The organism is Scytonema millei VB511283 (assembly GCF_000817735.3).
Classification (GTDB): domain Bacteria; phylum Cyanobacteriota; class Cyanobacteriia; order Cyanobacteriales; family Chroococcidiopsidaceae; genus Chroococcidiopsis; species Chroococcidiopsis millei_B.
This window is the reverse complement of record NZ_JTJC03000006.1, coordinates 113052-134219: the sequence shown is the minus strand read 5'-3', so window position 1 is coordinate 134219 and position 21168 is coordinate 113052. Positions and strand designations below refer to the sequence as shown.

General features: G+C 44.4%; 28 protein-coding genes. 17 read left to right on the top strand and 11 right to left on the bottom strand.

Going from position 1 to position 21168, the window contains the following annotated elements; all coding sequences use genetic code 11:
• Positions 1–2: 2 nt before the first annotated feature.
• Positions 3–3404, bottom strand: a complete 3402-nt coding sequence (locus QH73_RS20120; RefSeq protein ID WP_039714064.1) for a helicase-related protein — start codon at positions 3402–3404, stop codon at positions 3–5.
• 663 nt (positions 3405–4067) lie between these two features.
• Between QH73_RS20120 and QH73_RS20115 the strand changes: the two genes are divergently transcribed.
• The 6 genes from QH73_RS20115 to QH73_RS20090 all read left to right on the top strand — a co-directional run bounded on the left by QH73_RS20115 (position 4068) and on the right by QH73_RS20090 (position 6985).
• Positions 4068–4598 carry a hypothetical protein gene (locus tag QH73_RS20115; protein ID WP_039714065.1) on the top strand — a complete coding sequence of 177 codons (531 nt, stop codon included), beginning with the start codon at positions 4068–4070 and terminating at the stop codon, positions 4596–4598.
• 65 nt (positions 4599–4663) lie between these two features.
• Entirely contained in the window at positions 4664–4987 is a 324-nt protein-coding gene (locus QH73_RS20110; RefSeq protein ID WP_039714066.1) for a hypothetical protein, read from the top strand.
• Positions 4984–5184, top strand: coding sequence for a hypothetical protein (locus QH73_RS20105; RefSeq protein WP_039714067.1), 201 nt, complete (start codon positions 4984–4986; stop codon positions 5182–5184). Before QH73_RS20110 ends, QH73_RS20105 begins: the two co-directional genes overlap by 4 nt.
• A 24-nt stretch (positions 5185–5208) precedes the next feature.
• Positions 5209–5994 carry a Clp protease N-terminal domain-containing protein gene (locus QH73_RS29440; RefSeq protein WP_039714068.1) on the top strand — a complete coding sequence of 262 codons (786 nt, stop codon included), beginning with the start codon at positions 5209–5211 and terminating at the stop codon, positions 5992–5994.
• Positions 5991–6425 carry a DUF29 domain-containing protein gene (locus tag QH73_RS20095; protein WP_039714069.1) on the top strand — a complete coding sequence of 145 codons (435 nt, stop codon included), beginning with the start codon at positions 5991–5993 and terminating at the stop codon, positions 6423–6425. The genes QH73_RS29440 and QH73_RS20095 overlap by 4 nt, the downstream gene beginning before the upstream one ends.
• Positions 6422–6985, top strand: a complete 564-nt coding sequence (locus tag QH73_RS20090) for a Uma2 family endonuclease (RefSeq protein ID WP_052289829.1) — start codon at positions 6422–6424, stop codon at positions 6983–6985. Before QH73_RS20095 ends, QH73_RS20090 begins: the two co-directional genes overlap by 4 nt.
• A 525-nt stretch (positions 6986–7510) precedes the next feature.
• On the opposite strand, the gene QH73_RS20085 is transcribed toward QH73_RS20090, so the two are convergent.
• The 8 genes from QH73_RS20085 to QH73_RS20050 form a co-directional block, all read right to left on the bottom strand.
• Positions 7511–7732: a hypothetical protein gene (locus QH73_RS20085; RefSeq protein WP_039714070.1), complete on the bottom strand. Its 222-nt coding sequence runs from the start codon at positions 7730–7732 to the stop codon at positions 7511–7513.
• 32 nt (positions 7733–7764) lie between these two features.
• Positions 7765–7983, bottom strand: a complete 219-nt coding sequence (locus tag QH73_RS20080) for a DUF6887 family protein (RefSeq protein ID WP_039714071.1) — start codon at positions 7981–7983, stop codon at positions 7765–7767.
• 34 nt (positions 7984–8017) lie between these two features.
• The gene (locus QH73_RS20075) at positions 8018–8338 is read right to left on the bottom strand and encodes a hypothetical protein (RefSeq protein ID WP_039714072.1); all 321 of its coding nucleotides are present in this window, start codon (positions 8336–8338) and stop codon (positions 8018–8020) included.
• Between the two features lie 46 nt (positions 8339–8384).
• On the bottom strand, positions 8385–8654 hold the full coding sequence (locus QH73_RS20070) for a hypothetical protein (RefSeq protein ID WP_039714073.1): 270 nt from the start codon (positions 8652–8654) through the stop codon (positions 8385–8387).
• A 21-nt stretch (positions 8655–8675) separates the two neighbouring features.
• On the bottom strand, positions 8676–9383 hold the full coding sequence (locus QH73_RS20065; RefSeq protein ID WP_039714074.1) for a Clp protease N-terminal domain-containing protein: 708 nt from the start codon (positions 9381–9383) through the stop codon (positions 8676–8678).
• A 112-nt stretch (positions 9384–9495) separates the two neighbouring features.
• On the bottom strand, positions 9496–10071 hold the full coding sequence (locus QH73_RS20060) for a hypothetical protein (protein WP_039714075.1): 576 nt from the start codon (positions 10069–10071) through the stop codon (positions 9496–9498).
• A 142-nt stretch (positions 10072–10213) separates the two neighbouring features.
• Entirely contained in the window at positions 10214–10510 is a 297-nt protein-coding gene (locus tag QH73_RS20055; RefSeq protein WP_039714076.1) for a hypothetical protein, read from the bottom strand.
• Positions 10511–10593: 83 nt separating this feature from the next.
• Complete coding sequence (locus QH73_RS20050; protein WP_132867412.1) at positions 10594–11127, bottom strand: hypothetical protein; 534 nt, start codon at positions 11125–11127, stop codon at positions 10594–10596.
• Between the two features lie 175 nt (positions 11128–11302).
• On the opposite strand from QH73_RS20050, the gene QH73_RS20045 reads away from it, so the two are divergent.
• On the top strand, positions 11303–11539 hold the full coding sequence (locus QH73_RS20045; protein WP_039714077.1) for a helix-turn-helix domain-containing protein: 237 nt from the start codon (positions 11303–11305) through the stop codon (positions 11537–11539).
• Positions 11540–11706: 167 nt separating this feature from the next.
• Here the strand turns inward: QH73_RS20045 and QH73_RS28930 are convergent, their stop codons facing one another.
• Positions 11707–11835: a hypothetical protein gene (locus QH73_RS28930; RefSeq protein WP_286194142.1), complete on the bottom strand. Its 129-nt coding sequence runs from the start codon at positions 11833–11835 to the stop codon at positions 11707–11709.
• A gap of 114 nt (positions 11836–11949) precedes the next feature.
• Here QH73_RS28930 and QH73_RS28925 point away from each other — a divergent pair, with 114 nt between their 5' ends.
• The 10 genes from QH73_RS28925 (at position 11950) to QH73_RS20000 (ending at position 19458) form a co-directional block, all read left to right on the top strand.
• The gene (locus QH73_RS28925; protein WP_286194141.1) at positions 11950–12072 is read left to right on the top strand and encodes a hypothetical protein; all 123 of its coding nucleotides are present in this window, start codon (positions 11950–11952) and stop codon (positions 12070–12072) included.
• A 45-nt stretch (positions 12073–12117) separates the two neighbouring features.
• Positions 12118–12777, top strand: a complete 660-nt coding sequence (locus tag QH73_RS20040) for a DUF2511 domain-containing protein (RefSeq protein WP_165587746.1) — start codon at positions 12118–12120, stop codon at positions 12775–12777.
• A gap of 88 nt (positions 12778–12865) precedes the next feature.
• Positions 12866–13363, top strand: coding sequence for a hypothetical protein (locus QH73_RS20035; protein WP_052289831.1), 498 nt, complete (start codon positions 12866–12868; stop codon positions 13361–13363).
• A gap of 29 nt (positions 13364–13392) precedes the next feature.
• Positions 13393–13644 carry a hypothetical protein gene (locus QH73_RS20030; RefSeq protein ID WP_132867410.1) on the top strand — a complete coding sequence of 84 codons (252 nt, stop codon included), beginning with the start codon at positions 13393–13395 and terminating at the stop codon, positions 13642–13644.
• A gap of 91 nt (positions 13645–13735) precedes the next feature.
• A complete protein-coding gene (locus tag QH73_RS20025) occupies positions 13736–13981 on the top strand; it encodes a hypothetical protein (RefSeq protein WP_132867408.1) in 246 nt (81 codons plus the stop codon).
• A 509-nt stretch (positions 13982–14490) separates the two neighbouring features.
• The gene (locus QH73_RS20020; protein ID WP_039714078.1) at positions 14491–16215 is read left to right on the top strand and encodes a helicase HerA-like domain-containing protein; all 1725 of its coding nucleotides are present in this window, start codon (positions 14491–14493) and stop codon (positions 16213–16215) included.
• 280 nt (positions 16216–16495) lie between these two features.
• Positions 16496–17329: a hypothetical protein gene (locus tag QH73_RS20015; protein WP_039714079.1), complete on the top strand. Its 834-nt coding sequence runs from the start codon at positions 16496–16498 to the stop codon at positions 17327–17329.
• Between the two features lie 207 nt (positions 17330–17536).
• On the top strand, positions 17537–17848 hold the full coding sequence (locus tag QH73_RS20010; protein WP_039714080.1) for a hypothetical protein: 312 nt from the start codon (positions 17537–17539) through the stop codon (positions 17846–17848).
• Positions 17814–18335, top strand: coding sequence for a DUF6516 family protein (locus QH73_RS20005; RefSeq protein ID WP_201278249.1), 522 nt, complete (start codon positions 17814–17816; stop codon positions 18333–18335). Before QH73_RS20010 ends, QH73_RS20005 begins: the two co-directional genes overlap by 35 nt.
• Before the next feature lie 457 nt (positions 18336–18792).
• Positions 18793–19458, top strand: a complete 666-nt coding sequence (locus tag QH73_RS20000) for a hypothetical protein (RefSeq protein WP_052289834.1) — start codon at positions 18793–18795, stop codon at positions 19456–19458.
• Positions 19459–19719: 261 nt separating this feature from the next.
• Here QH73_RS20000 and QH73_RS19995 read toward each other — a convergent pair whose 3' ends face one another.
• Entirely contained in the window at positions 19720–21117 is a 1398-nt protein-coding gene (locus tag QH73_RS19995) for a Uma2 family endonuclease (protein WP_052289835.1), read from the bottom strand.
• Positions 21118–21168: the final 51 nt, after the last annotated feature.

The window sequence follows — 21168 nt, the reverse complement described above, 5'->3', positions numbered from 1 at the left end:
GCTTATACTCCTTTTGGCTCGAAGAGTCCGAGCGAACAAATAATTTCTGGCTCCCGCTGTTCGGCTTCATCGCTGACAATGCTTAAGCGATCGTCTGCTCGTAGAGCGACTACCAACTCTGCTAATTGCTGGTCGCTAATCCCGCTTTTGAGTTGGCGGTTGAGGGTATCAGTTGCCGATTGGCGCAGTGGGTAGCGGTAAATTTCGTCAATTGCCCTCAGCAGTTCCTCTGTTACGAAAAGGGTTCCTTCCATCTGTCGGGCATAATGCTTTAGGCGATCGTAGGTACGGAATCTCGCCCCTGTAGGACGACCTAGCTGACCGCCTGCATTCTTCTCCTCTTGGGCAATCAACTCAGCACCTTTTTTGACTAACTCGTGATGCCGATCGTCCCTGGCAATTGCTGGCGTGTCTGGGTCGCACGCTGCTGCTTTCAAAATTGCCAATTGAGATTGAGTGACGCTGTTACCATTGCGATCGACCCAAATCAGGGAGTCGTTGCCTTCGGCTGTCTTCATGTAAAGCAGCACCCCTTCTGGAGCTGGTGGAGTGGGGGTATAAGCGCGGGTAGAGTAGACCACGCTGGGCATCTCCCCAATAGTCTTTTTCAAAGCTGGATTAGCCTCTGTAGCGTTCTTCCAGATTTGGAAGGCTTCAGATGTTAGGTCTACTTCCGTGTCATCTTCTCCATCTAAAATTCCCGATCTTTCGTTGTAGAGATCGAGAATTACTTGAGCGTCGTCATCTTCAAAGAAAGCTTCATCGGTTCCGACGACTTCAGCGTTCTCCCGCAGCCGTCTTCTTAGACGACCGCGTAGGTTGATAATGCGCTCCACGCCCTCAGCAGGTAGAAATGAATAACAGAGAATCTTTTCAGCCTTTTGACCGATCCGGTCTACCCTTCCAGCACGCTGAATAAGGCGAATGATTGCCCAAGGTAAATCGAAATTGACAATCGTAGCGCAGTCTTGGAGGTTGTGACCTTCACTTAAAATATCCGTAGCAATGAGGATACGAAGTTCATCTGCTGGGGAAACGCGATCGCGTTTTTCATTGCTTACAGGGCTAAATCTCCCAACTATTTCTGTAGGATTTGAAGATTGTCCTGTAATTCCTGCAACACTGGTAATGTTTCTGGCTTCAAGGTTATCCACCAGATAGCGCACGGTGTCGGCAAACTGGGTAAAAATTAGTACCTTGTCTTTAGGGTGAGATTGCTGTAGCAGTTTAACTAAAGCTATTAGTTTTTCATCTTGGTGCGGATTCCATCTGCCACAGGTTCGTAGGATGCCGAGCAGCAATCTTGCATCGGCTAGCAAATCTTGTTGCAATGCTTCGATATCGAATAATATAGGTCGCAGCCACTTGAAGCGGCGCTTGTAGCGGCTGGCATACTCTGCGTAAACCGCTCCTGCCTGTTGACGAAAGCCATCCTCTAGCTGTAAAAGTAGTGCTTCTGGTGTTAATATCGCTTCATCATCGTCTTCTATTTCAGTGTCAAACAATGTGGCAGCAATAGAGTCTGAATCTTCGTCGCTGATGCGCGTGTCTAGTAAATCTGCTTCCTGAGAACCAATAGGGATATCTAGTCCATTTTCAATTGCGTAAAGGTAAATGAAATTCCGTAGGATGTGCCGCTCTAGAGACTGAATAAAAGCAATGCCACTACTTTCCAAACGTTTGAACAAATTAGTGCGGCAAAAACCCATTAACCGCCTTCCAGCACGAGATAAGCCGTTTAACTGACGACGCTCTGCCTCTGTAGGTGGCTGTACATGCAAAGGAGCAACGTAATTACCTAGCCCGTATCGAGGTAGGTGAAGATTGTCGATCGCATCTACTACCGACTCTGAGTAAAGGCGCGAATATAGATCGCTACCAGAATCGCCAAGGGAAAACCTAATCGTTTTGGGCAATCGCTCTGGAAAATAAGAACGTCCGCCATTGGAAAATGTTAAATACTTACGACCTGCATCATCCGTTTCGGCATAATTCTCTTGAATAAAGCTGCGAGTCCGTCGCACCATGTAACGCTTCATCAGATCCCGCCAGTCATCAGGGGATTCGCTTTTCTCAAAAGCAGCCAAAGACCGCACGGAGCATTGATGTCGCCTGATAAACTCAAGTTCTCCTGCTGTTCCCCCACCAAGTTGATTCAATAATTGCTCTGGTCTAAAACCCAAGTCTTGGTCTTCTGGCACAAACAACCTTAGCTGAGCAGAAAGATCGAGATAGGTCTTGTTATATGGAGTAGCAGACAGAAGAATGCAACGACTTTCGTTAGCAGTAATGTATTCCTGTATTGCTCGATAACATTTACCTTCGCGGTTACGTAAGTTGTGACTTTCATCAATCAGAACTACTCTGTAACGGCGTAGGTTAGGTAATTCTTTCAATACCTTGCTGATGGATAAAACTTTTGCAATCAGTCGATACTGCTCCACATATCCTTGCCACATATCCACAAGGTTTTTTGGGCAGATAATTAGTGTCTCTAGCAGGCAATCCTCTTGCAGAATTTTAGCGAGAGCAGTCCCTACCAAAGTTTTTCCTAGACCAACTACATCACCAACTAGCACGCCTCCCCGTTTAGTCACATGGCGAGCAGCAAGCTGAACCGCTGCTTTTTGAAACTCGAATAGGCGATCTTTAAATTCCGAGGGAATGCGAAATTCTGATAGTCCTGCGATTGCTTCGTGGGATAAATGATAGGCAATCTTCAGATAAATGTAGTAAGGAGGAATTAGTTCTTCTCTTGCCCAGCTTTCATCAATTAGTTCTGCCAGTTCTTTAGAAATATCTACACATCCAAAGTCTTCCCAACGGTCTTCAAACCATTTATGCAGTTTGTTACAAGCATCATGATCTAGGACATCAACGTTCAGCTCACCTTGCTTAGCTAGTCCAGGCAAGGTAAGGTTACTGCTACCCAAAAATCCAACAGTTGGTGTATTGGGATCGTTGCGGTGGATCAGATAAAGCTTGGCGTGGAGCGGATGGCGTAGGAAGAGTTTTATTTGAAGTTTTTTAGCTTTGATTTGAATGCTAAGCCGACGCAATCCAGCTTCGTCCTGATTAGTTGGCACGCCAATAATAAGTTGTTGGCGAAACTCTGCTGCTATCCGTTTTTTGAACTGAATAATAGCTTTGTTATCAATTCTTTGAATACCATTACCGAGCGTGAGGGTGGTACGAACTTCATCTTCGGGTAAGCTTTGCATCCCAATTAAAAGACGGCAACAAGCTTTCTCTCCACCTATATATTGCTCGATCAAATCGTCAATCTTTTGCCACCCTCTGAGGTTGAAGTAGCCAACACAAAAATCAGCGCAATACGAAACTTTTAGAGTTTCTCGCAGTGTAGGCAAAAGCGATAGTTCAATATTATCAAAAATACGCGGCATTCAAAGTTTTCCAGAATCAATGCAATACTAGATATGTAAGTGGTGACTAATCTTGGAGAATTTAATGATAAATAATCGGAAAATTTTATGAATTCCCAATTCAACTGAAAAACATATAGAAAACCAGTTATGTATTGATTTTTTATGCATAAAAAATCAATCATAAATATCCATTAAAAAGCTCCAGCAAAACTACATATTGTGTAGAAATTAAATATTCTCAGATTTTATTTTCTTAAAATGGTTAATGAGATCGGGAAAATCTCTTAAAATATAAAAATTAATATATATATACATTCCTAAAATTACTGAGGACAGTCTAGTGAGAAATAAGTTAAAGCTCAAAACATTGGTTGATTTTATAGTTGCGATAAATACGCTTATTTTTAAGTTTTGGTAGTACTGCTAATTCTTGGCAAAAGCATCGGTAAATCTACCAAAATTGCTATAATTTAACTCATAATAGAGCTAGCTGCTTCTATATACCAACGTACAAATCGTTGTAACGTAGTTGACAACGCTCTCAAGAGGTCTTTATGTTACTTGCAAAAGCACTCACGATGGGCGGCGTGCGATCGCAACTCGATCGTTTGTACGAACTGGAGAAATTCATAGTAGTTGTGGTATTGTTTATCACATAGTACATAGCAACTAGTTCTACCCATGAACAAACCATTGCCAATAGTGGACTCCATGCCGCCTTGGGTGTATGAATCTCTAGCTGCGTTTGATGGAACGGTAAAAAGCTGGTTGGAGATGACGACTAGCCTCAAGGCAGAAATTGAAGACATCAATGCTCAAATCCGCATAGCAATTGAAGATTCGCGGTTTGGACATAAGGCAATAGACAGCGAGTGGTTGAGTAAAGCGTGGGGGGCGTTACGCCGCAAGAGATCCCAACTGAATCTACTGAAATTGTGGGCAAATAGTTATTATCCAGGTGGAGTGAATAAAAGAAATTTAGATGAGGAACAAGGGATCGCTAAGGTAGTCCCCCTTCAAAAGCCATCCCAATTAGAGGATACTGACCAAGATAAGTTGCTCAAGTCTTTGCAAAGAGAAACAAAGTGGTTGCGCCGCCAGCTGGCAGAATTAGCTGAAATTGTTTTTCGTTCCGATCTGCAACTACTGCCAGAGCAGTCAGATAAGCTGATTTATATGTTGGCGACACTCAAGGAGTTAGACAGACAATAATCGTCTCAGCTATTGGAAAGTTAGAGCAAGTCTTTCATACACTACTTTAGGAGTCGGCGTAATTTATGTCTGAGGCATTAGCCGATCTGATTACTATAGTTTTATTTATCGGGCTTTTCTTCGGGATCTGGGGACTTATTGGGTTGATGTGGAAGTTAGGCGAGATGGACACCGAGCTAAGAATACTAACTCGTTGTGACCGAGAAATACGGCTCGATAAATTTGCTATTAGCTGTGGAATCCATGTAGCATTCGCCAAGTGGTATCTCAACTCAAAGGCACGGCAGTTCAATGCGATGCGCGAAGTAGATGAATTGGGTGATGTGGTGTATTTGTTTGGCGATGCAAAACGGAAGTACCTACAAGAGCATTTGGGAGAAAAGAAATGATACCCGAACCAACCCAATCAAAGGAGATGAAAGCTGCAATCGCTTACTTAGAAGTAGAGGTAGCTGAAATTAAAGCTGAAGTTAAAAGCTGGAGCCGTTGGCTGCTTTTAGTAGCGGGAACCATTATTGCCACGACTTGGTTGACCGTTATTATTCTCGTCATCCCTTTAGGTTTTGTTTTGTGGAAGCAGATTTAACGAAAATCTTTGCGGATGTGAAAAATGGTTGACTTCAGAAACTTCTCAGAAAAATCCATCAAGGTTATCATGCTTGCCCAAGAGGAATCTCGGAGGATGGGACATAACTTTGTAGGAAGAGAGCAGCTATTACTCGGTTGCTTGGGTGCAAAGAATAACGCTACGACTTTACTAAATGCGGCGGGGGTAACTCTAAAAGTAGCTAGGGCTGAGGTACAGAAAATTATTGGCTTAGGTTCTGGGTTTGTCGGTGTTGAAATTCCTTTTACTCCAAATGCAAAACGGGCTTTAGAAGATGCGGTCGATATTTCTCTGGAATATCGAACCCCCATACACCCAGAACAGATACTACTCTCCATCTTGAATTCAGAAGGTGTTGCACTGAGAGTTGTAGAAAACTTAGGGGTAAATGTAGAGCAGTTGAAAGAAAAAATTAGGCAAGAAATACCGAATTTATCGAGACAATCGCGCCAACTTAGCTCCGAAGCCAGTGAAATCCTAAAGCAAGTAGAAGAATTGCAAAAGCAAGTACAAGAAACGAGGATAGGTTTCGTGGACCCATACAAACCGCTTCAAGGCGAACCAGCTATATCCCCAGAGCTGAAGGATGCTATTTCTACTCTGGCTAGAACCAAATACAGGGGTATAGACCGCTGGAAATATGCCATAACTTATAGGTTTACTGGAGACAGCATCCAGGTAAGAACTGCCGTGAGAGAAGACGCTGGAGGTCTTTCAATTGAATTTACGGAGGAGGAAGCAATCCTCATTGCAAAAAACTTAGCAGGTCGGCAGGAGAGTAGTGATTGACTTCACTATACGATAGTGATTTTTCCCAATGGATTCAAACCACTGCTGACTATTTGAAACAGCGGCAATTTGATTTGGTAGACTGGGATAACTTAATTGAAGAACTAGAAGGCTTGGGGAGAGCGGAAAAACAAGAGATTAATCGTCGCCTGGTAGTTTTGTTAACCAATCTACTCAAGTGGGAGAAGCAGGTAGAGTATCAGTGTCGGAAATGGCGTGCATTTATTAGGATAGCAAGGCGGGACTTGAAGCAAGTATTAGATGATAGCCCCAGTCTGACAGGTGATTTTCTACTAGAGCTACTTCCCGAAGCATATGAAGAAGCCAGGGAAAAAGCGAGCCAGGAAAGTACTGTTTTTCTGGAAAACTTCCCTGTTGAATGCCCTTACACTATTGAGCAGATACTAGACGAGGGCTGGTTGCCAGGATGAACGCCATACAAACAACAAGGCTTTTCACCGTTGACGAATATCGTCAAATGGCAGAATGTGGCATTCTCAAACCTGAAGAGCGCACAGAGTTAATCGATGGGCAGATAATTTTGATGGCAGCGCAAAGACCACCACACGCAGCAGTGAGCGATAATATCGAAAAATATTTCAGGGTGCTGTTTGAAGGCGTAGCTGCGGTGAGAAGTCAAAAACCAATTGTGTTGAGCGATCGCACCGAACCCGAACCAGATCTTGCCCTAGCGCGAATTGACGCACGCAACTACTACGATCGCCATCCTCTGCCCTCGGATTTGTTTTTGATAGTTGAAGTCTCAGATACGACTCTGATGTTTGACACCAATCAAAAACTTGCTGCATATGCGCGTAGCGGGCTTAGCGATTATTGGGTAGTGGACGTGAATGCCCAAGTAGTCCGCGTCTTTCGTCGCCCCCAGAATTCCGAATATCTCCAACAGTTTTCAGTAGAGCCAGGGGATACACTTACAGTCTTGGTTTTCCCAGAGATTCAAATTGAGATCGGTAATTTTTTCCCTGAATAGCACGCTTTACCCAGCAGAAGTTGGCGTGCGAGTCGCAATGGAATAGTTTTCATGGTTAAGCTTGAAAACCTTGCTGTACGGTTTTTCTGGCAGACGCTAAAATAGTAGCTTCGTTCAACCAGAATTCCAGCTCTTCGGGATTTTTATCACAGGAAAAAACGCAGAATCCCTGCTGGAACAAGGGATACAGGAAAGATCTAAAAAGATCGCTTTTTTATCGCGCTCGCAGGAATAAAATTCTTAACTCTGTTTTTTGTTCCGATGATACTAACACCCCGATAACTCAAGATGAACCCTAAGACCAGACAGTAATTGGCGTAAAGGTAGCGAAGCTGCATCCAAGTGCCACGTAACGTCTAAAAACATTGTCCAGCAAAGCTTTCCGAAAAATTTCCTGGAATTGACTGAAACCTCCCCAAAAACAGCTATTTCTGGACAAGCCTTAAAGTCGCAGGGGCTTGTAACCTCTTTAATTCCGAGCTTCTCCGAATTCCGAGTTCCGAATTCGTTTGGTCAGTCCGATGTTTATTCAGGGTCATAGGAACCCTGATACGTAGTCCAAATATGGTATCCAGGCAGTACGACCGCTAGCCCAAACTTGCTATGTATCGTGCCAGGATAACTCTCTTGGGCTTCAGTGCCACCAAGTCGGAACAACCAATTACCCAACCATACATAAATGCCAGGAATAAGCGCGTCTGTACTCCAAGCTATTGCCTTGCGAGCTTCTTGCTGTCTTTTATTCATCAACTATTGCTGCATCAACTATTGCTGCGGTGTCAATTTTGTTCTTCTTGCTGTAACTGCTCAACCTTGCGGCGTAGTGCCTCAAACCCTTCTCGCTGCCCTTCTTCATCTAGAGTGAACGGATACACCTTTCCATTCGGATCGCTGCGGTTGACGAAAAACTCGCGCATAGCTTCTAAGTCATCCCGATGCTCCAAAACATAGCGTTTAAGTTCGGTTCTATTCAGAGAACCAAAATCTGGTTTATTCATCGATCAACTCCCAGTTCTCCTTGCCTTCTCATCTTCAGCCCTTTGCGGTGTCAAATGGATCTGGTCTACCAATACCTATTTTATGAAGCGTAGTCTTAACATCATCCCACTCCGCGCCGCAGTAGTAATATTTGCGATCGCGTAAATTTGCTATGTAGAAACCAGCTCTGCCACCGTTAATCCGAAACAATTCAATCACAACTTGTAAGGGTGTCAACTTAAAATACCGCTCGATGTTTTCACGGGGCATCGGTTTGTCCGTGCCATTGTAGAATGGCGTACCAGATTTGGCAGACCACATTGTACCGCGACGCTCGTAAATCCGAATATAAAACGGGAAAACAACATCAGACATAAGCTAGAACCTACACCTCTGGCGGTAATCGTTTCTGGAGTCGAATCTACTTATCAATTGCTATCCGTTGCTCCAAATTGTAAAGAATGCGGTTGTTTTCTATCTGTAACTCTCGCGTATCAACACGCAGGTTACGAATCTCGCTCATTGTGTCATCCATCCGGCGATGAAGCGCGTTTGATTGCCGTTGGAGGTGAATTATCTGCCTGGAGCGGGAATCAACCAATAGATTTACTTTCGACACATCATAGCCTCCCAGCATCCGAATTTTCTGGGCAGTTGAAGCTACCAACATTTGCAACTCCTCATCGCTCATCTTCTGCTACCTCCTCTCATTTCAAGCTTTATAGTCCCGATACATTCGCGCCATTCCTTCTAGGGCAACAGCTATCGCCTCGAAGTCGCTACTCCCGTAACCAATACTACGGAAACTAGGGTGTTCTAGGCGAGTACCACCAGCTCTGGCTTGGGCAACCCAGCGCCCATCTTCCTGTGGTAACGCCACAATATCCACCATTGTTGGTGCATTCCTATCTACGCTTGGGATGGAAGGCATTATCTTGGTTGGGGATTCAAACTCTGTATCCGGTTGAAGCGATTGTTGTTGGGACAAGCTAGAAAGTTGGGTAAGAATTGCCTCTTTTAGTGCGGAAACGGAAACACTAAGGTTTTCCAAGACTCTAAGTGCAAACCCAGGCGGAGAATTTGCGATTGCCAGCAGTATATGTTCTGGCTCTACGTACATTCGAGATTCGCGGGCTAGGTCAATCGCCTCTTCTAAGGCACGTTTTGCATTGGGAGTGAAAGGAATTTCCACAGCCAAAAAACCAGAACCGCGACCGATAATTTTCTCCACCTCTGCTCTAGCAGCCTCCAATGTCACACCTGCTGCTTTCAATAGTCGAGCTGCTCCATTGTCTGTCGCCAGCAATCCAGTTAAAAGCTGTTCTCTGCCAATAAAGTTGTGACCCAATCGATGGGATTCTTCCTGCGCCAGAGGGATAATTTTGATGGCGGATTCGCTGAAATTTTTGAAATCAGTCATGACAAATTTCCCAATCAGTGGAACTTTCGTCGAGTTTGAGCAATCCACTCCGATCGGGAAGGATAAAGAGCTGGCGGCTCTCAATTGGTGTTGTCACAATGGCATCGCACTCCTAAGTTTGGTTGACTATGTTCTTTTCGATACTTTTTTGGTATTTCAGTAATGCTGCAAGCACTGCTCCAAGAGCAACTCCTTCTTGACAAATACTGGAAAGTTCTACCTGCCAGATTTTGAGGCGCTCGATGGCATGGATAACAGTAGTGATGGTAGTAGCATCCGCCTCCATTGGCTGTACGAATGAAGCTAACTCCTGTAAGTCAGGATCGCACTCGAAGATCGCACTCGCCACATAATCTTGCAACGAGTAGCTACCTAGTATTTGCTTCAGTCGTGCCGTCCTAGCTTTTAGTTCTTCGTGCAGGCGGCGATCGATTTGGATTGTGCTGGTTTTTTGCGACTCTCCTTTGGGTCGCCCTGCTCCAGCCCTGGCTCCACCACGTCGTTTTGGCGTGAGGCGGACGAGCTTATATCCCAATTGCTGCATCATGGGAAATTTCTGGTTTAATTCAAAGCCAGTCATGCCCGTGCAGCCAGGAAACTTTAAACAGTCGCGCTTGATTGCTTGAGTGTCCAGGTAGATCGTCCCGTCTTTTTCATTCACGGGATAAAACCGAGTCGTGGCAAACATATATCGCGTCAGTTTAACTAGTATTATTGTATTGTTGACGATCGATGCGCTAAAACTCTTGCGGGAAATGTAGTTGTATAAAAGTTAGGTAGATCGGGTTGCGTCAACTATTGAGAAAACGGATAGATCGAGCAAGTCATGTCTACCTAGCTGGTGGATACTCGATCGCCCCAGGCTTGAACGTGCGATTCATGACAGCATGACCGAACTGGTCGTACAGGCGAAATATTTCTGGATTGTTCGTACAGCCGCGCAACACAGTGCCATTGAGTTCAATGGGCGGTACGAGATCGTCAAAGTCAGAGCCAAGGGAGACAATACCAGCCTTGTTCAGCGTCGGCTTCGTTTCCGTGGACAGTTGAGCAGTGCGTCCAAGTAGCTCGAAATGCAATTCAGGATGTCCTTGGTTCAGAACATAACGTGGATTTTCGATCCTCATATATCACCTTGCCTGTACTACCATCTAGCAATCGAACCTTTGTCAACTTTGCTTGCCGATCTACCACTCTATAGTCACTTGCCTTACGCTCTCCATCTACGACCATTGCCAAAAATCGGACATAAACACTGAATTAGCTTTTTTTCTAATTCCCGCCTGCTTTTCTTCTCATTTTCGCTTTCCAGACGAGAAGAAGTTGCGAACGGCAGCATCGTAGTATGAAAGTAAAAACTTACACCTACACCGCGATCGAGCAAATGCTGGAGTGGCAGTCTGATTGGATGCGACTCCCATCGCTGATAAAGACTATGGCTGGTTCCAATGTAGAGAAAGACGTTAAATTCACGTTGCCTTTGTGCTGGTGAAATTGAGTCAGGTAGTACTTCTGCAATGGTTGATTGCGATTGTCTATACAAAATATCGATTTCCAGATGGGATGGCTGGAACTCGCCGTAGAGAGCATACAGTCCTGGTAATTGAGGCAGTTGGTAGCGGTTGAGCGGTAAGGGTAGTTGCTTCCAAGTGCAAGTTACCCATTCACACAGGTCGTAAGCGTATCTTTCCTCTTGAGTTAGCCAGTGCCAGTTTGGGGGATCGTTCTGCCAAAAAATACTCATTTTCTGTGGCTCGCTACTGTATAATCGCGGGAATGCTTTTGCGTGAAGAAGAGAAACCTTAAGCGTTGCTCAACGACATTCCTAACCAGTTGCTTGCTAAACGCAGAACGCAAGTAGTGCCTGCTATCTCTAGTATGTAGATCTTTAGATAGCACCTCCCTATCTTCTATAAATTATGGAAGAAGAACCGCTGGCTAAGCGGCTAGGGAGACTGATCCGACGACTTCGCCTAGAGGAGGGTTTGTCGCAGGAAGAGTTTGCAGAGCGATGTGGGCTGCATCGTACCTACATCGGCTTTATCGAACGTGGCGAAAAAACAATCACCATCGAAACAGCTAGCAAGCTAGCGCAGGCTCTTGGTTTGTCCTTGGCTCAACTTTTCATCGCGCTGGAATCACTTGATTCCGACTAGCAGCACTCTTATCGTGCATTGGCAGTAACAGTCTAATTGCGGTGTCAAAGTTTACCTTGTACGCAGGTGATGACATCGCAAATTTTTTCGCTTATGCTATCTAAAGGTAGCACGAGTTGCTAGGTGAATCAACCGACAAACGCCCATTAAAGTTAAAAATATGTTAATTAAATCAAATCTGCTGTTGGGGCGCGATCGCGTTCTAACTTTACATGAGAGAAAGCTAACCCAATGACAAAGTTGGGTGTTACTCCTAGATCGAGCGGCTTGACTGTCAATGGATCTATGTCAGCCAAAACCAGTATTTTAGTCTGCTACAGGAATGTTTTTCGCGCACTGCTACTGTTGCGGCTGCTTCCAAGTTACTAATTTCGCTTATCCATACGCGACCAGCTATTACTGTTCCAGAAATGTCTTTAGCTAGTCTAGGACGTACCGGAGCAGGCGGGCGATCGCGACCAATTCATGTGCGGATGAGTCCGGTGGCATCGGATGCCATTCATCTTAATTTCTACAGATTTTTGTATTTTTAATTTGCCAATCGCGTTATGTTCAAGTCGTTTTGCTCGACTGCTGCTATGTCTACAATCTTGCTGGCATTAGTAGCTGGATGCACGTCGTTTAATCGACCATCAGATGTTGCTTTCAAGTTTCCTCAAGCTTCTTGTGGGGATCGGGAAGCAGGGGCAGAGGGTTCTGAAGTTGCCGTTTTCATCGACTACGGAGATCTAGCTGTTCTACGCCGTTATTACTGTGCAGATGCTTTTAGCACTACTAGGACTGAGACAGGAAAGTATACGGTGCAATTAGCTAGCTTTAGCGAGCGTCAGAAAGCATTAGAGTTTGCCAAAGCAGTTGGTGGTGAAATTGGACGACCTCGATCTCCTGGTGACACCCTGACTTCTCCACCGCCCACACAACCCAGTGCGATCGCTACAGCATCGGAAGTTCCGGCTACAAGCAGAGCGATATCAGAGGCAGAGCTGGGAGAGAAATATCCATTCACCGTGCCGGAAGGGACTGTCAGATGTGCTACCGAGTATGGAGCAGCAGTAGTATTTGTTACTCCAGACGGCACTGAGTACGGGGTAAATGGCACGGCAGATGCTTCAAAACAATTTAAAGATATTCATCCAATTTGGAAGGACGATCCTCGTCCTGGCTATGCCAAAGTTAGCCTCGGTTCAGTGATTCACATGGGTCTAGATCTGTGTAAAAACGCTCGCGAGCAGCAATAATCGCTTTGATTTTCAGCACAGTTTTGCTACCCGTACAATTTTAGTTTGATTGCTACTCAAGCCCTAATCAGCACTTCATAGGAGAGACATGAGCATCACCACAGGTTTTGCACTTTTGGCATCAGTACCGCAAGAACATCTTGAAGACGGGCTTGAGTGCCTACCAAAAGTAGCTTTCGGTAGCCGAGCTGGAGAAGTGTTTGCCGAAGCTGACTACCTACGTAAAGGTAACAAAGTTCGAGTTTTGATTTACGAATCGCACTCTACCAACCCAATCCGTCCGCCACAAATTTCGTGGACTGGCGTGTATATCGGTCAAGTGCAGGCAGTAGGGAAAAACAAAGCTCATCCCCACGGCGATGCCTACCGTCCTCAAAGAGCATTTCTCCATGACACACCTGGGCATTGGCTGATCTATTGGGAAGTTGAAAGCCTGATGCGATTACCGGAAGCGGAACGATTTGCGATTTCAGCCCTGCGTGGTCTTGCTGTTCCTAATAGCCGTCACCCCAAACCTTACTATGCCAGTAGCTTCAAACCTGAAAAACCGCACCTGATTGAATATCGTCCTTTAATTTGTCCCTGAATCAAAATTCCTAACCGTTCTCGCAATGCTTGTTCCGCAATCCGCATACCTTATCCATCTTAAGAGAATTGATCGGGGTAATTCAGGAACAAAAACGCTACATCACCGATACTCTCTCGCTAGAAAAATTTGAATATCTGTTCCGCCCCAATGAAGGCACTGAGTGCAAGGGAGCGTTTACGCCATCTCCTAAGAACATGACCGCTTACGCTTTCTCAAGATACCTTAACAAATTGGCAGAACGGCACAAGAATATCTGTGATGCTTTCGGCAAGCTGTAGTACTTTCAGGCTCATTAGTTCCGCCACTCTGTAGGGACAAGTGCGATCGATAGCGGTGTGCCACGGCATATCATTCAGCGATATCTAGGGCATGAGTCACTCAATGAACATGACAGCAGTTTACGCTCACATATTCGACTCTACGATGAAAGAGGAAATCGCCAAGTTTCAGGGCAAGATTATTGAGATCGCTGGTCAAGTAGTCGATTCAAATGCGCTGGAAGTAGAAATTCTGGAGTGGAATGGTTTAAACGCATTCAAGCCCAAGCACTCCCAAATGGCTCATGAGCTGCACCAGGCATTTCTCAGGGCTGTCCTCATGCAAATGCATGTTTAACCTGCACCTACTTCCGCACCACTGTGGAGTTTTTAAACGAGTACAAAAAGCAGCTTGAGCATACCGAATAGTTGATTGATAAGCGGAAGCAAACGGCTAATCTCGTCCAGTCGAGATAAACGAGAAGGTAGCCGCCAACTCACGTAACATGATTGTGACTTTGGAGAGTAATGGCTAATGAGCAGTAAAGAAACTCATCTAGGCTGGAAGCGCAACACTGAAGGTATCAAAGCAGCCGCACAGAAGAAGAGGCAAGGCTGAAAACCAAAAGCTGAAAAGAGAGCTTGAAGACGCTTACGCTCAGGCGCTAGGGTTGGATAAGTTACAAACAAGAAACAGAGAGCTAGAAAAATAGAATCAGCAACTATTAAATTTACTAACCTAGGCTATGGCAGAAATTGATATCCTCAAAGAGCAAAAGCAAGTCAGTTTTGGAAATGTGCCTTACTAAATAGTAAATCATCAATTCTGTCAGTTGGAGTGAAATAGCTTGAGAAACAGAGGTTGCCATGTCTAAACTTCATATAGCCCCTAACCTATCCATCCCTCTAGAAGCGGTAACTCAAACTTTTGCAATTCTCGCTAAACGTGGTGCTGGCAAGACCTACACTGCCTTAGTGATAGTTGAGGAAATGCTAGAAGCAGGACTACAGGTAGTAGTTATTGACCCTGTTGGAGTTTGTTGGGGACTACGTGCATCTGTTGATGGCAAGAGCGCAGGACTTCCAATAATTGTACTTGGTGGGGATCGTGGTGATGTAGAAATTGAAGCAACATGGGGAGCGGCAATTGCAGATTTTATAATTCAAGAAAAGCAATCGGTTGTTATCGATCTCTCCAATTTCAGTAATAATGAAATGGTACACTTGATCGCTGATTTTGCTGAAAGACTTTATCAAAAGAATCGCACTCCCTTGCATCTTGTTTTAGATGAAGCTGACTCCTTTGCTCCTCAAAAACCTTTACCTGGCGAACAACGTATGCTGGGAGCAATTGACAAAATCGTGAGGCGGGGACGTGCTAGAGGGTTAGGTGTATCTCTAGTGAGTCAACGTCCCGCTGTCATTAATAAAAATGTTTTAACTCAAATAGAAGTTCTTGTCGCCTTGAGAACCGTTTCTCCACAGGATCGTGGAGCAATAGAGAATTGGATTGAGGTACATGGCACTCAGGAACAGCGTAATCAGTTATTAAACTCATTACCCTCTTTATCTATTGGCACAGCATGGGTATGGTCCCCAGGTTGGCTAAACATTTTTCAGCGTGTACAAGTTCGGCAGCGTAGAACCTTCGATTCATCTGCAACACCTAAAATTGGTGTAGCTTTGGAGACTCCAAAAGTTTTAGCAAAGGTAGATTTATCTGCACTCAGGCAACGTTTTGCAGCAACTTCTACGCCACATCAAGTAAATAGGCAAGGTGAGCTAGAACGACTAAAACATCTTGTGGTTGAACTTGAAAGGAAATTAGGTGAAAAGTATACAGCGCATCCTATCTTTCAAGACGGGGAAGTGGAGAGACTAGAAAGTGCCATTCGGTCTTTGAAGTACGCAGGCGATCAAATGTTGAAGATTGCTCAAGATCTACATAGTGCTTTGTCTCATGTCAGCACATCAAAAGTTAGGCAAAGTTCCACCCATATAATAACTACTAGCGCAAAAAAGACCAAAAAAGCCACTGTTGCAGGCTCGTCAAATTCTGATGATAGATATATAGTACTTTCAGCGTCACAACAGCGCATTCTCGATGCTCTAGCTGCCTTTGATTCTTTAGGAGAAACTGATATAGCTAGAAATAACGTTGCAGTTTTCGCTGGTCAATCCCCTAAATCATCTGGCTTTACAAATAACCTCAGTAGATTGAGAAGCCAAGGATTGATTGAATACCCAGTTGGAGGCTATATTGCACTTACAGATCACGGACGGATACTTGCTAGACCTATTGCTTCAATCGAATCTTTTGCTCAACTACATACAGCTTGGTATAATAGACTACCAGTATCTCAAGCGAGAATCCTTAAAGCATTAGTGGAACGATATCCTGACGCTATTGATCGGCAATCTCTTGCTGAGTTAACCGGACAATCTGCGACATCAAGCGGGTACACCAATAACCTAGGTACACTTCGTTCTTTAGGAATAATTGATTACCCTAAGCCGAGACAGGTTATAGCTACAAAGCTTTTGTTTCCAGATTTGGAGAATAGAGAAGTAAAAGTGTCAAGAGGCAATTGACTGGACAGCTTAAATATAAGCTCTAAACCAGTTTTAGAAGGATGCTGTAAGGCATCCTATATTTTTGTAGTCGCCATTGGTTCTACTGTGACTGAACTGCTGCAAGCTGAGAAACTACTTGCGTCGGCTCAGCTAATCTACCTACAATCGCGGCTCGTTAAAATAATTCACGATAAAATTCCGGCTAATAACGGAATTTATAAGACAATTTATCGAGAACTTGACGTTTTATAACGCGATAAATTATCCTTGATATCGTATAAACTTTTGGAAGTTACTTATGGCGAAGGTTAGAAGTCCAAACTATCCTGGAATTAGTCTTGTTGAAGCAGTTTCAAAGGTGCAGGCAGTCTACGACAAAGAACATAGGCATCCTGCTGACAAGGAGGTAATTGCAAAGTCCATAGGCTACGGGGGGATAAACGGCGCTTCCCTAACTACGATATCCGCACTTCTCAAATATGGACTTCTAGAGAGTGTTGGAAATCAGCTAAGGGTAACTGAAAAAGCAGAAACTATTCTGCTTTTGAGTAAAGGACAGTCAGACCGAGTGAATGCTTTGAGAGAAGCAGCTTTTGCTCCCGACCTATTCTCTGAGTTGCGTGATTCTTTTGGCGATAAATTACCTAGTGATGAAAATTTAAGGTTTTCTCTAGTCAAGAAGGGATTTAATCCGAAAACGGTAGACGGTGTTATTCGTGCTTATCGTGATACGATTGAGTTTGTAAACGCAGAAGAGGCGCTTGCCTCAGATGCCTCAGATGATGAGCAAAAGTCGTCTGAAATACCAATACAAACCGAGATACCAATGCAACCCCACGTTGAAAGGAGTGTTAGTTCTTCACCGTCCACTAATGCTAAACCCCCTGGTGCTAATGGTAATGGCAAGTACGCATCGGTTGAACACAGTTTGTTTGAAGAAACTATCGTGTGCCGAATTTCTCAAGACTGTAAGGCTCGTATCCATTTTGACGGCTTGGTAACTTATGAAGGAATTAAAAAGCTCATAGCTTATTTAGAGCTTAGTGCAGACGATTACCCTAAAAAAGATTTGCAGCAGCTTGCAGCCGATGCCCAGCCACAACAATTACAATTACAAATGCAAGATTTGTAGTCGTAGATACTAAACTATTGAAGTAGTGAAATATAATCGATGCTTCAAATGTAAAGGCTAAGATGTCTACTTAGCTCTCCATGTTAACTCTCCAGCCGTACTTCCCCTCATGCTTGTACATAAATTCTTTGTAAATCTGTCACAAGAACCGTACTATCTATTTCCAGTTTGGGGTAGTCTGATCGTATTGGAAAGTGAACTTGTGCTATGGCGACTCTGGCAAGAGGTGTTAAATTATCAGAGCTTACCGCTACGTCTGCTCAAGACAGGGAAAGGCAGGTAAAGCGACTTTTTCAGGATGCTCTGACTCCTACTGAAGAACAAATTAAAAAGCAGTCAGAGGAAATCAATGCTAAAATTAGAGATTTTGAGCGTCGATATGAGATGCCATCCGTAGTCATGCGGCAGAATCTTCTTGAAGGCAAAATAAAAGAAACTGCTGACATTTGTTCGTGGTTAATACTTTTGAAGCTAAGAAATCGTCTTGATGCGTACAGGAATAAAACATCAACCCAATAGGTTTCGGTCATATCAAGAGATTCACAGTACTGTAATCAGTCAGTTTAAAGCTAGGGACTTTATAGGCGCAGAAACACTATACTTTGAATCCATTGCGTATGGAATTTCCCTTGCAGGAGAGATAGCGTGTCTTGGCAACATTGTTGTTAGTGTCCAAAAGTTTATAGAAATTCTTGATGGTTCTGGTGATAATGCTCTCGTGCAGACCAAGTGGTATTCCTACAACGTCTTCATTCGAGGGCAATACAATATTTTTCGATATGACAATCAAGATGATGGTTTTTTGCGCCCCGATCATCAAGATGAGCATCATAAGCATATTTTTGATTGGAAAACAGGTGAGGAACTTCCTAATAGCCCTGTCTGGTTAGGCGAAGACAACTGGCTTACGCTAGGAGAGGTACTTCAGGAAGTTGAGGATTGGTATTGGCAAAACCGCGAGAAGTTAGCTAAACCCGATATTTATCCTGAACTTGATTTACGCTGATATTCCTAAAATTATCTCAACAATTTACTATCATTTTCTATTTTAGAAATACCTTTTCTCATTATCTTAAGCCCAGTCATTTACTGAATGTTTGTTGTTTTTATTATACCACTTCCAGTCTCTATACTCGTACATTTGAAAGTAAAATGGTGCGGGGTAATACTAGACAAAAGGTAGACTCTTGTTAAAAACAAAAGTGGAATTCTTGCTATTCATAGGATTGCTCGGTTAGGCTCAGAAACTATGTTTTATTCCTAGCGCGTTGTGGACTTCTTTACCAAAGCAATGCCGATTTATTTGTCCGTGCCTTTTAGCCACAAACCTTGGACTAGTTCTATCATCGATTGGTTTGGAGCTACTGTGTCCTGTCAGTGGGCAAGCGCCCCATTCTGTAGTTCTCAACCGGTCATAGCTGAAAAGTCAATCATTTTCTGCCCTTTGCAAAGAACTACTTTTTATGCCTAAACTGCCGATCTTACAGCCTGGAGAGTCTTATTCTTTCAAGCAATACTTCGAGATGAACTACGATCCAGACGATATCTTGGCGGAATTTGGTTACACTTTAGAGCGATCGCTTTTAGCTCTGCCTCAATCTACCGCAGATCTCGACCGATTAGACAACCTTAAGTCTCGAATCGAAGAAAGCCTTCCCTACATCAGCCTTACCAGTGAAGCTGCCCGTCGAGAACTGCTGATTGCGCCACTACTGTTAGATCTAGTTCACTACACTCGCGCTCAGCTCCGCATCGAATACCCTATTATCGTCACCGAGCAGCTTAAAGGCTCCCTCGACTATTACCTCTACTCAGTAGGTAAGCTTTTAGTAGTTCAAGCCAAGAATGCAGACCTTACTAGGGGTTTTACCCAACTAGCCGTTGAGCTAATTGCTCTCGACAAGTGGATAGACTCAGATCGGACTACCGTTGAGGGTGCAGTTTCCACAGGTGACATTTGGCAGTTTGGCATTCTGCACCGAGAACAAAAACAGATTCAACAAGGGCTGACCCTGTATCGAGTTCCAGACGACCTAGACAGCTTGGTTCGCATTCTTGTCAAAATTTTGGAGTCTAGCTCAATCTACGATCCGTTTCCCAAAACTGATTTTGTTTTTCCAGAAACTTAAAAGTCACTTTCTCTATCAGTTTCCAACATAGCTGAAAAATCATTTTCTGCCCTTCGCTGTCGCAATTGTACCTTCTCTCGCATTGCTATATCAGCTTCCCTTAACCCTTCATCGCTGAAGTCCGCAGGATAATTTTGCCATTTGGATTGCTGCGGCGAACGAAGACTCGCGCATGGCTTCTAAGTCATCCCGATGCTCCAAAACATATTCTCCTCAAAGCATTTAGCAGGAAATTAAGACTGAGTTTTCCAGCGATCTTAATCAAATTTCAACGAGTTCGTTGACAACTGCTTGTTTCTCTTCCACTGTCATAAAATCATCTGGTTTGAGCAACCGCAGCTTTGGCTGCTGACTTAACTGACAGAATTCCTGGTAGATTTCATAGCTTTTGACTCTCGGCACGTCCCAAGCAACCAGAGTAATATCCGACCAATAGGATAGGGGTTGGGAGCGTACCAAGTCACCAATTACCCCTACCCTAGTGACTCCATAGTTCTCTCGTAACAATGCGGCAGCTTGTCGTGCTAATCTCCACCATGCCGCTTTACGCTCGTTATCCTGTTGCTCCAGCCCCACTCGCTCTTGTAAAGCACCGATCCAAGCTTGGAGTGGTAGCACCTTGACTGCGTTCGCCAAACCAAAGGTCATCAACAGTAGCCCGATTAAATTACGAATGCCCATGTCGCCGCCAATTTGGATCTTGCCATCCGCAAACTCGAACTTAGCTTCTGGACACCAACAAATATATTGCTCGAAACTAATGGGGGTTGGCTCTAGCTGTAATATTGGCGCAAAAGGTAAGCAGCCCCAACCCAAACCATCGTCTATGCTCTGGCTCTTTTGATAGGGTGGCTGGGAAGCTTCGAGGATAAACATTTCTCGCTCCCCTTGGCTACACTCGCAATCCTCTTCGCGCCAAAGTGGAGTCGGGCAAAAGGCTAGATCGGGAATACTGCTGGGACGATAGTACCCATCCGAGTCGGGGAATTGTTGCTGGTACGAGCCATCGTGCCAACGCTTAAATTCCACCTGTTGCGCCTGCGGGTCAAAGATCCAATACTCCGGCACTCCAGCTGCGGCATAGTAATCTCGCTTTACGATGCGATCAACATCTTCATAACCGGAGTGCAGGACTTCCACCACTAATTCTGCTGGACCACCCAAATACCAGGAATAGAGCTGGTTGCGGTCAGTGCTAGTAAAAAATAGCAAATCTGGGGTAAAGCCATTGTCACCCAGACGCATGACGAAATCTCGCCCCATGCACTCCCCACCCATTAATTTCTTCACTTTCCAGAAAGCAAAAGTCAACTGCTGCCGAATGTGGTTGTGTTCGTACTCGCCACCGCAAAACTGGGCGATGAAGTCTTCGGCATCATACTCTCTGCCTGTAATTTGAGTTTGAAAATAGTCGAGAGTTTCTGTAACGTTACTTGTGGCTGAGGTGATGGGAATTTCAAAACCCAGAAATAGTGCCTCAATCCACCGCTCTATGGGAGCTAATGCCACAGCCGCAGCTGCGCCCCACCCTTGTAGGCTCTGCCACAGCAGGAGACGACTGCCTGCAATCGTGTTTGAGACAATCAAACGATTGTCAATTAGTTCGAGTTTTCTTTCTAGGAAGCGGACGTAAAAGTTGTCCAGCGAGCCAGCAGTCATTAAATACCTTCCTCTGCCTTACTATTTTTTTCACAGCCGCTCGATTTCAAC

Excerpts from the sequence above, each read along its gene's own strand:
- QH73_RS20120 (WP_039714064.1), bottom strand. The coding sequence starts at position 3,404 with ATGCCGCGTATTTTTGATAATATTGAACTATCGCTTTTGCCTACACTG.
- QH73_RS20115 (WP_039714065.1), top strand. The coding sequence starts at position 4,068 with ATGAACAAACCATTGCCAATAGTGGACTCCATGCCGCCTTGGGTGTAT.
- QH73_RS20110 (WP_039714066.1), top strand. The coding sequence starts at position 4,664 with ATGTCTGAGGCATTAGCCGATCTGATTACTATAGTTTTATTTATCGGG.
- QH73_RS20105 (WP_039714067.1), top strand. The coding sequence starts at position 4,984 with ATGATACCCGAACCAACCCAATCAAAGGAGATGAAAGCTGCAATCGCT.
- QH73_RS29440 (WP_039714068.1), top strand. The coding sequence starts at position 5,209 with ATGGTTGACTTCAGAAACTTCTCAGAAAAATCCATCAAGGTTATCATG.
- QH73_RS20090 (WP_052289829.1), top strand. The coding sequence starts at position 6,422 with ATGAACGCCATACAAACAACAAGGCTTTTCACCGTTGACGAATATCGT.
- QH73_RS20085 (WP_039714070.1), bottom strand. The coding sequence starts at position 7,732 with ATGAATAAAAGACAGCAAGAAGCTCGCAAGGCAATAGCTTGGAGTACA.
- QH73_RS20080 (WP_039714071.1), bottom strand. The coding sequence starts at position 7,983 with ATGAATAAACCAGATTTTGGTTCTCTGAATAGAACCGAACTTAAACGC.
- QH73_RS20075 (WP_039714072.1), bottom strand. The coding sequence starts at position 8,338 with ATGTCTGATGTTGTTTTCCCGTTTTATATTCGGATTTACGAGCGTCGC.
- QH73_RS20070 (WP_039714073.1), bottom strand. The coding sequence starts at position 8,654 with ATGAGCGATGAGGAGTTGCAAATGTTGGTAGCTTCAACTGCCCAGAAA.
- QH73_RS20065 (WP_039714074.1), bottom strand. The coding sequence starts at position 9,383 with ATGACTGATTTCAAAAATTTCAGCGAATCCGCCATCAAAATTATCCCT.
- QH73_RS20060 (WP_039714075.1), bottom strand. The coding sequence starts at position 10,071 with ATGTTTGCCACGACTCGGTTTTATCCCGTGAATGAAAAAGACGGGACG.
- QH73_RS20055 (WP_039714076.1), bottom strand. The coding sequence starts at position 10,510 with ATGAGGATCGAAAATCCACGTTATGTTCTGAACCAAGGACATCCTGAA.
- QH73_RS20050 (WP_132867412.1), bottom strand. The coding sequence starts at position 11,127 with ATGAGTATTTTTTGGCAGAACGATCCCCCAAACTGGCACTGGCTAACT.
- QH73_RS20045 (WP_039714077.1), top strand. The coding sequence starts at position 11,303 with ATGGAAGAAGAACCGCTGGCTAAGCGGCTAGGGAGACTGATCCGACGA.
- QH73_RS28925 (WP_286194141.1), top strand. The coding sequence starts at position 11,950 with ATGTCTTTAGCTAGTCTAGGACGTACCGGAGCAGGCGGGCGATCGCGA.
- QH73_RS20040 (WP_165587746.1), top strand. The coding sequence starts at position 12,118 with ATGTCTACAATCTTGCTGGCATTAGTAGCTGGATGCACGTCGTTTAAT.
- QH73_RS20035 (WP_052289831.1), top strand. The coding sequence starts at position 12,866 with ATGAGCATCACCACAGGTTTTGCACTTTTGGCATCAGTACCGCAAGAA.
- QH73_RS20025 (WP_132867408.1), top strand. The coding sequence starts at position 13,736 with ATGAGTCACTCAATGAACATGACAGCAGTTTACGCTCACATATTCGAC.
- QH73_RS20020 (WP_039714078.1), top strand. The coding sequence starts at position 14,491 with ATGTCTAAACTTCATATAGCCCCTAACCTATCCATCCCTCTAGAAGCG.
- QH73_RS20015 (WP_039714079.1), top strand. The coding sequence starts at position 16,496 with ATGGCGAAGGTTAGAAGTCCAAACTATCCTGGAATTAGTCTTGTTGAA.
- QH73_RS20010 (WP_039714080.1), top strand. The coding sequence starts at position 17,537 with ATGGCGACTCTGGCAAGAGGTGTTAAATTATCAGAGCTTACCGCTACG.
- QH73_RS20000 (WP_052289834.1), top strand. The coding sequence starts at position 18,793 with ATGCCTAAACTGCCGATCTTACAGCCTGGAGAGTCTTATTCTTTCAAG.
- QH73_RS19995 (WP_052289835.1), bottom strand. The coding sequence starts at position 21,117 with ATGACTGCTGGCTCGCTGGACAACTTTTACGTCCGCTTCCTAGAAAGA.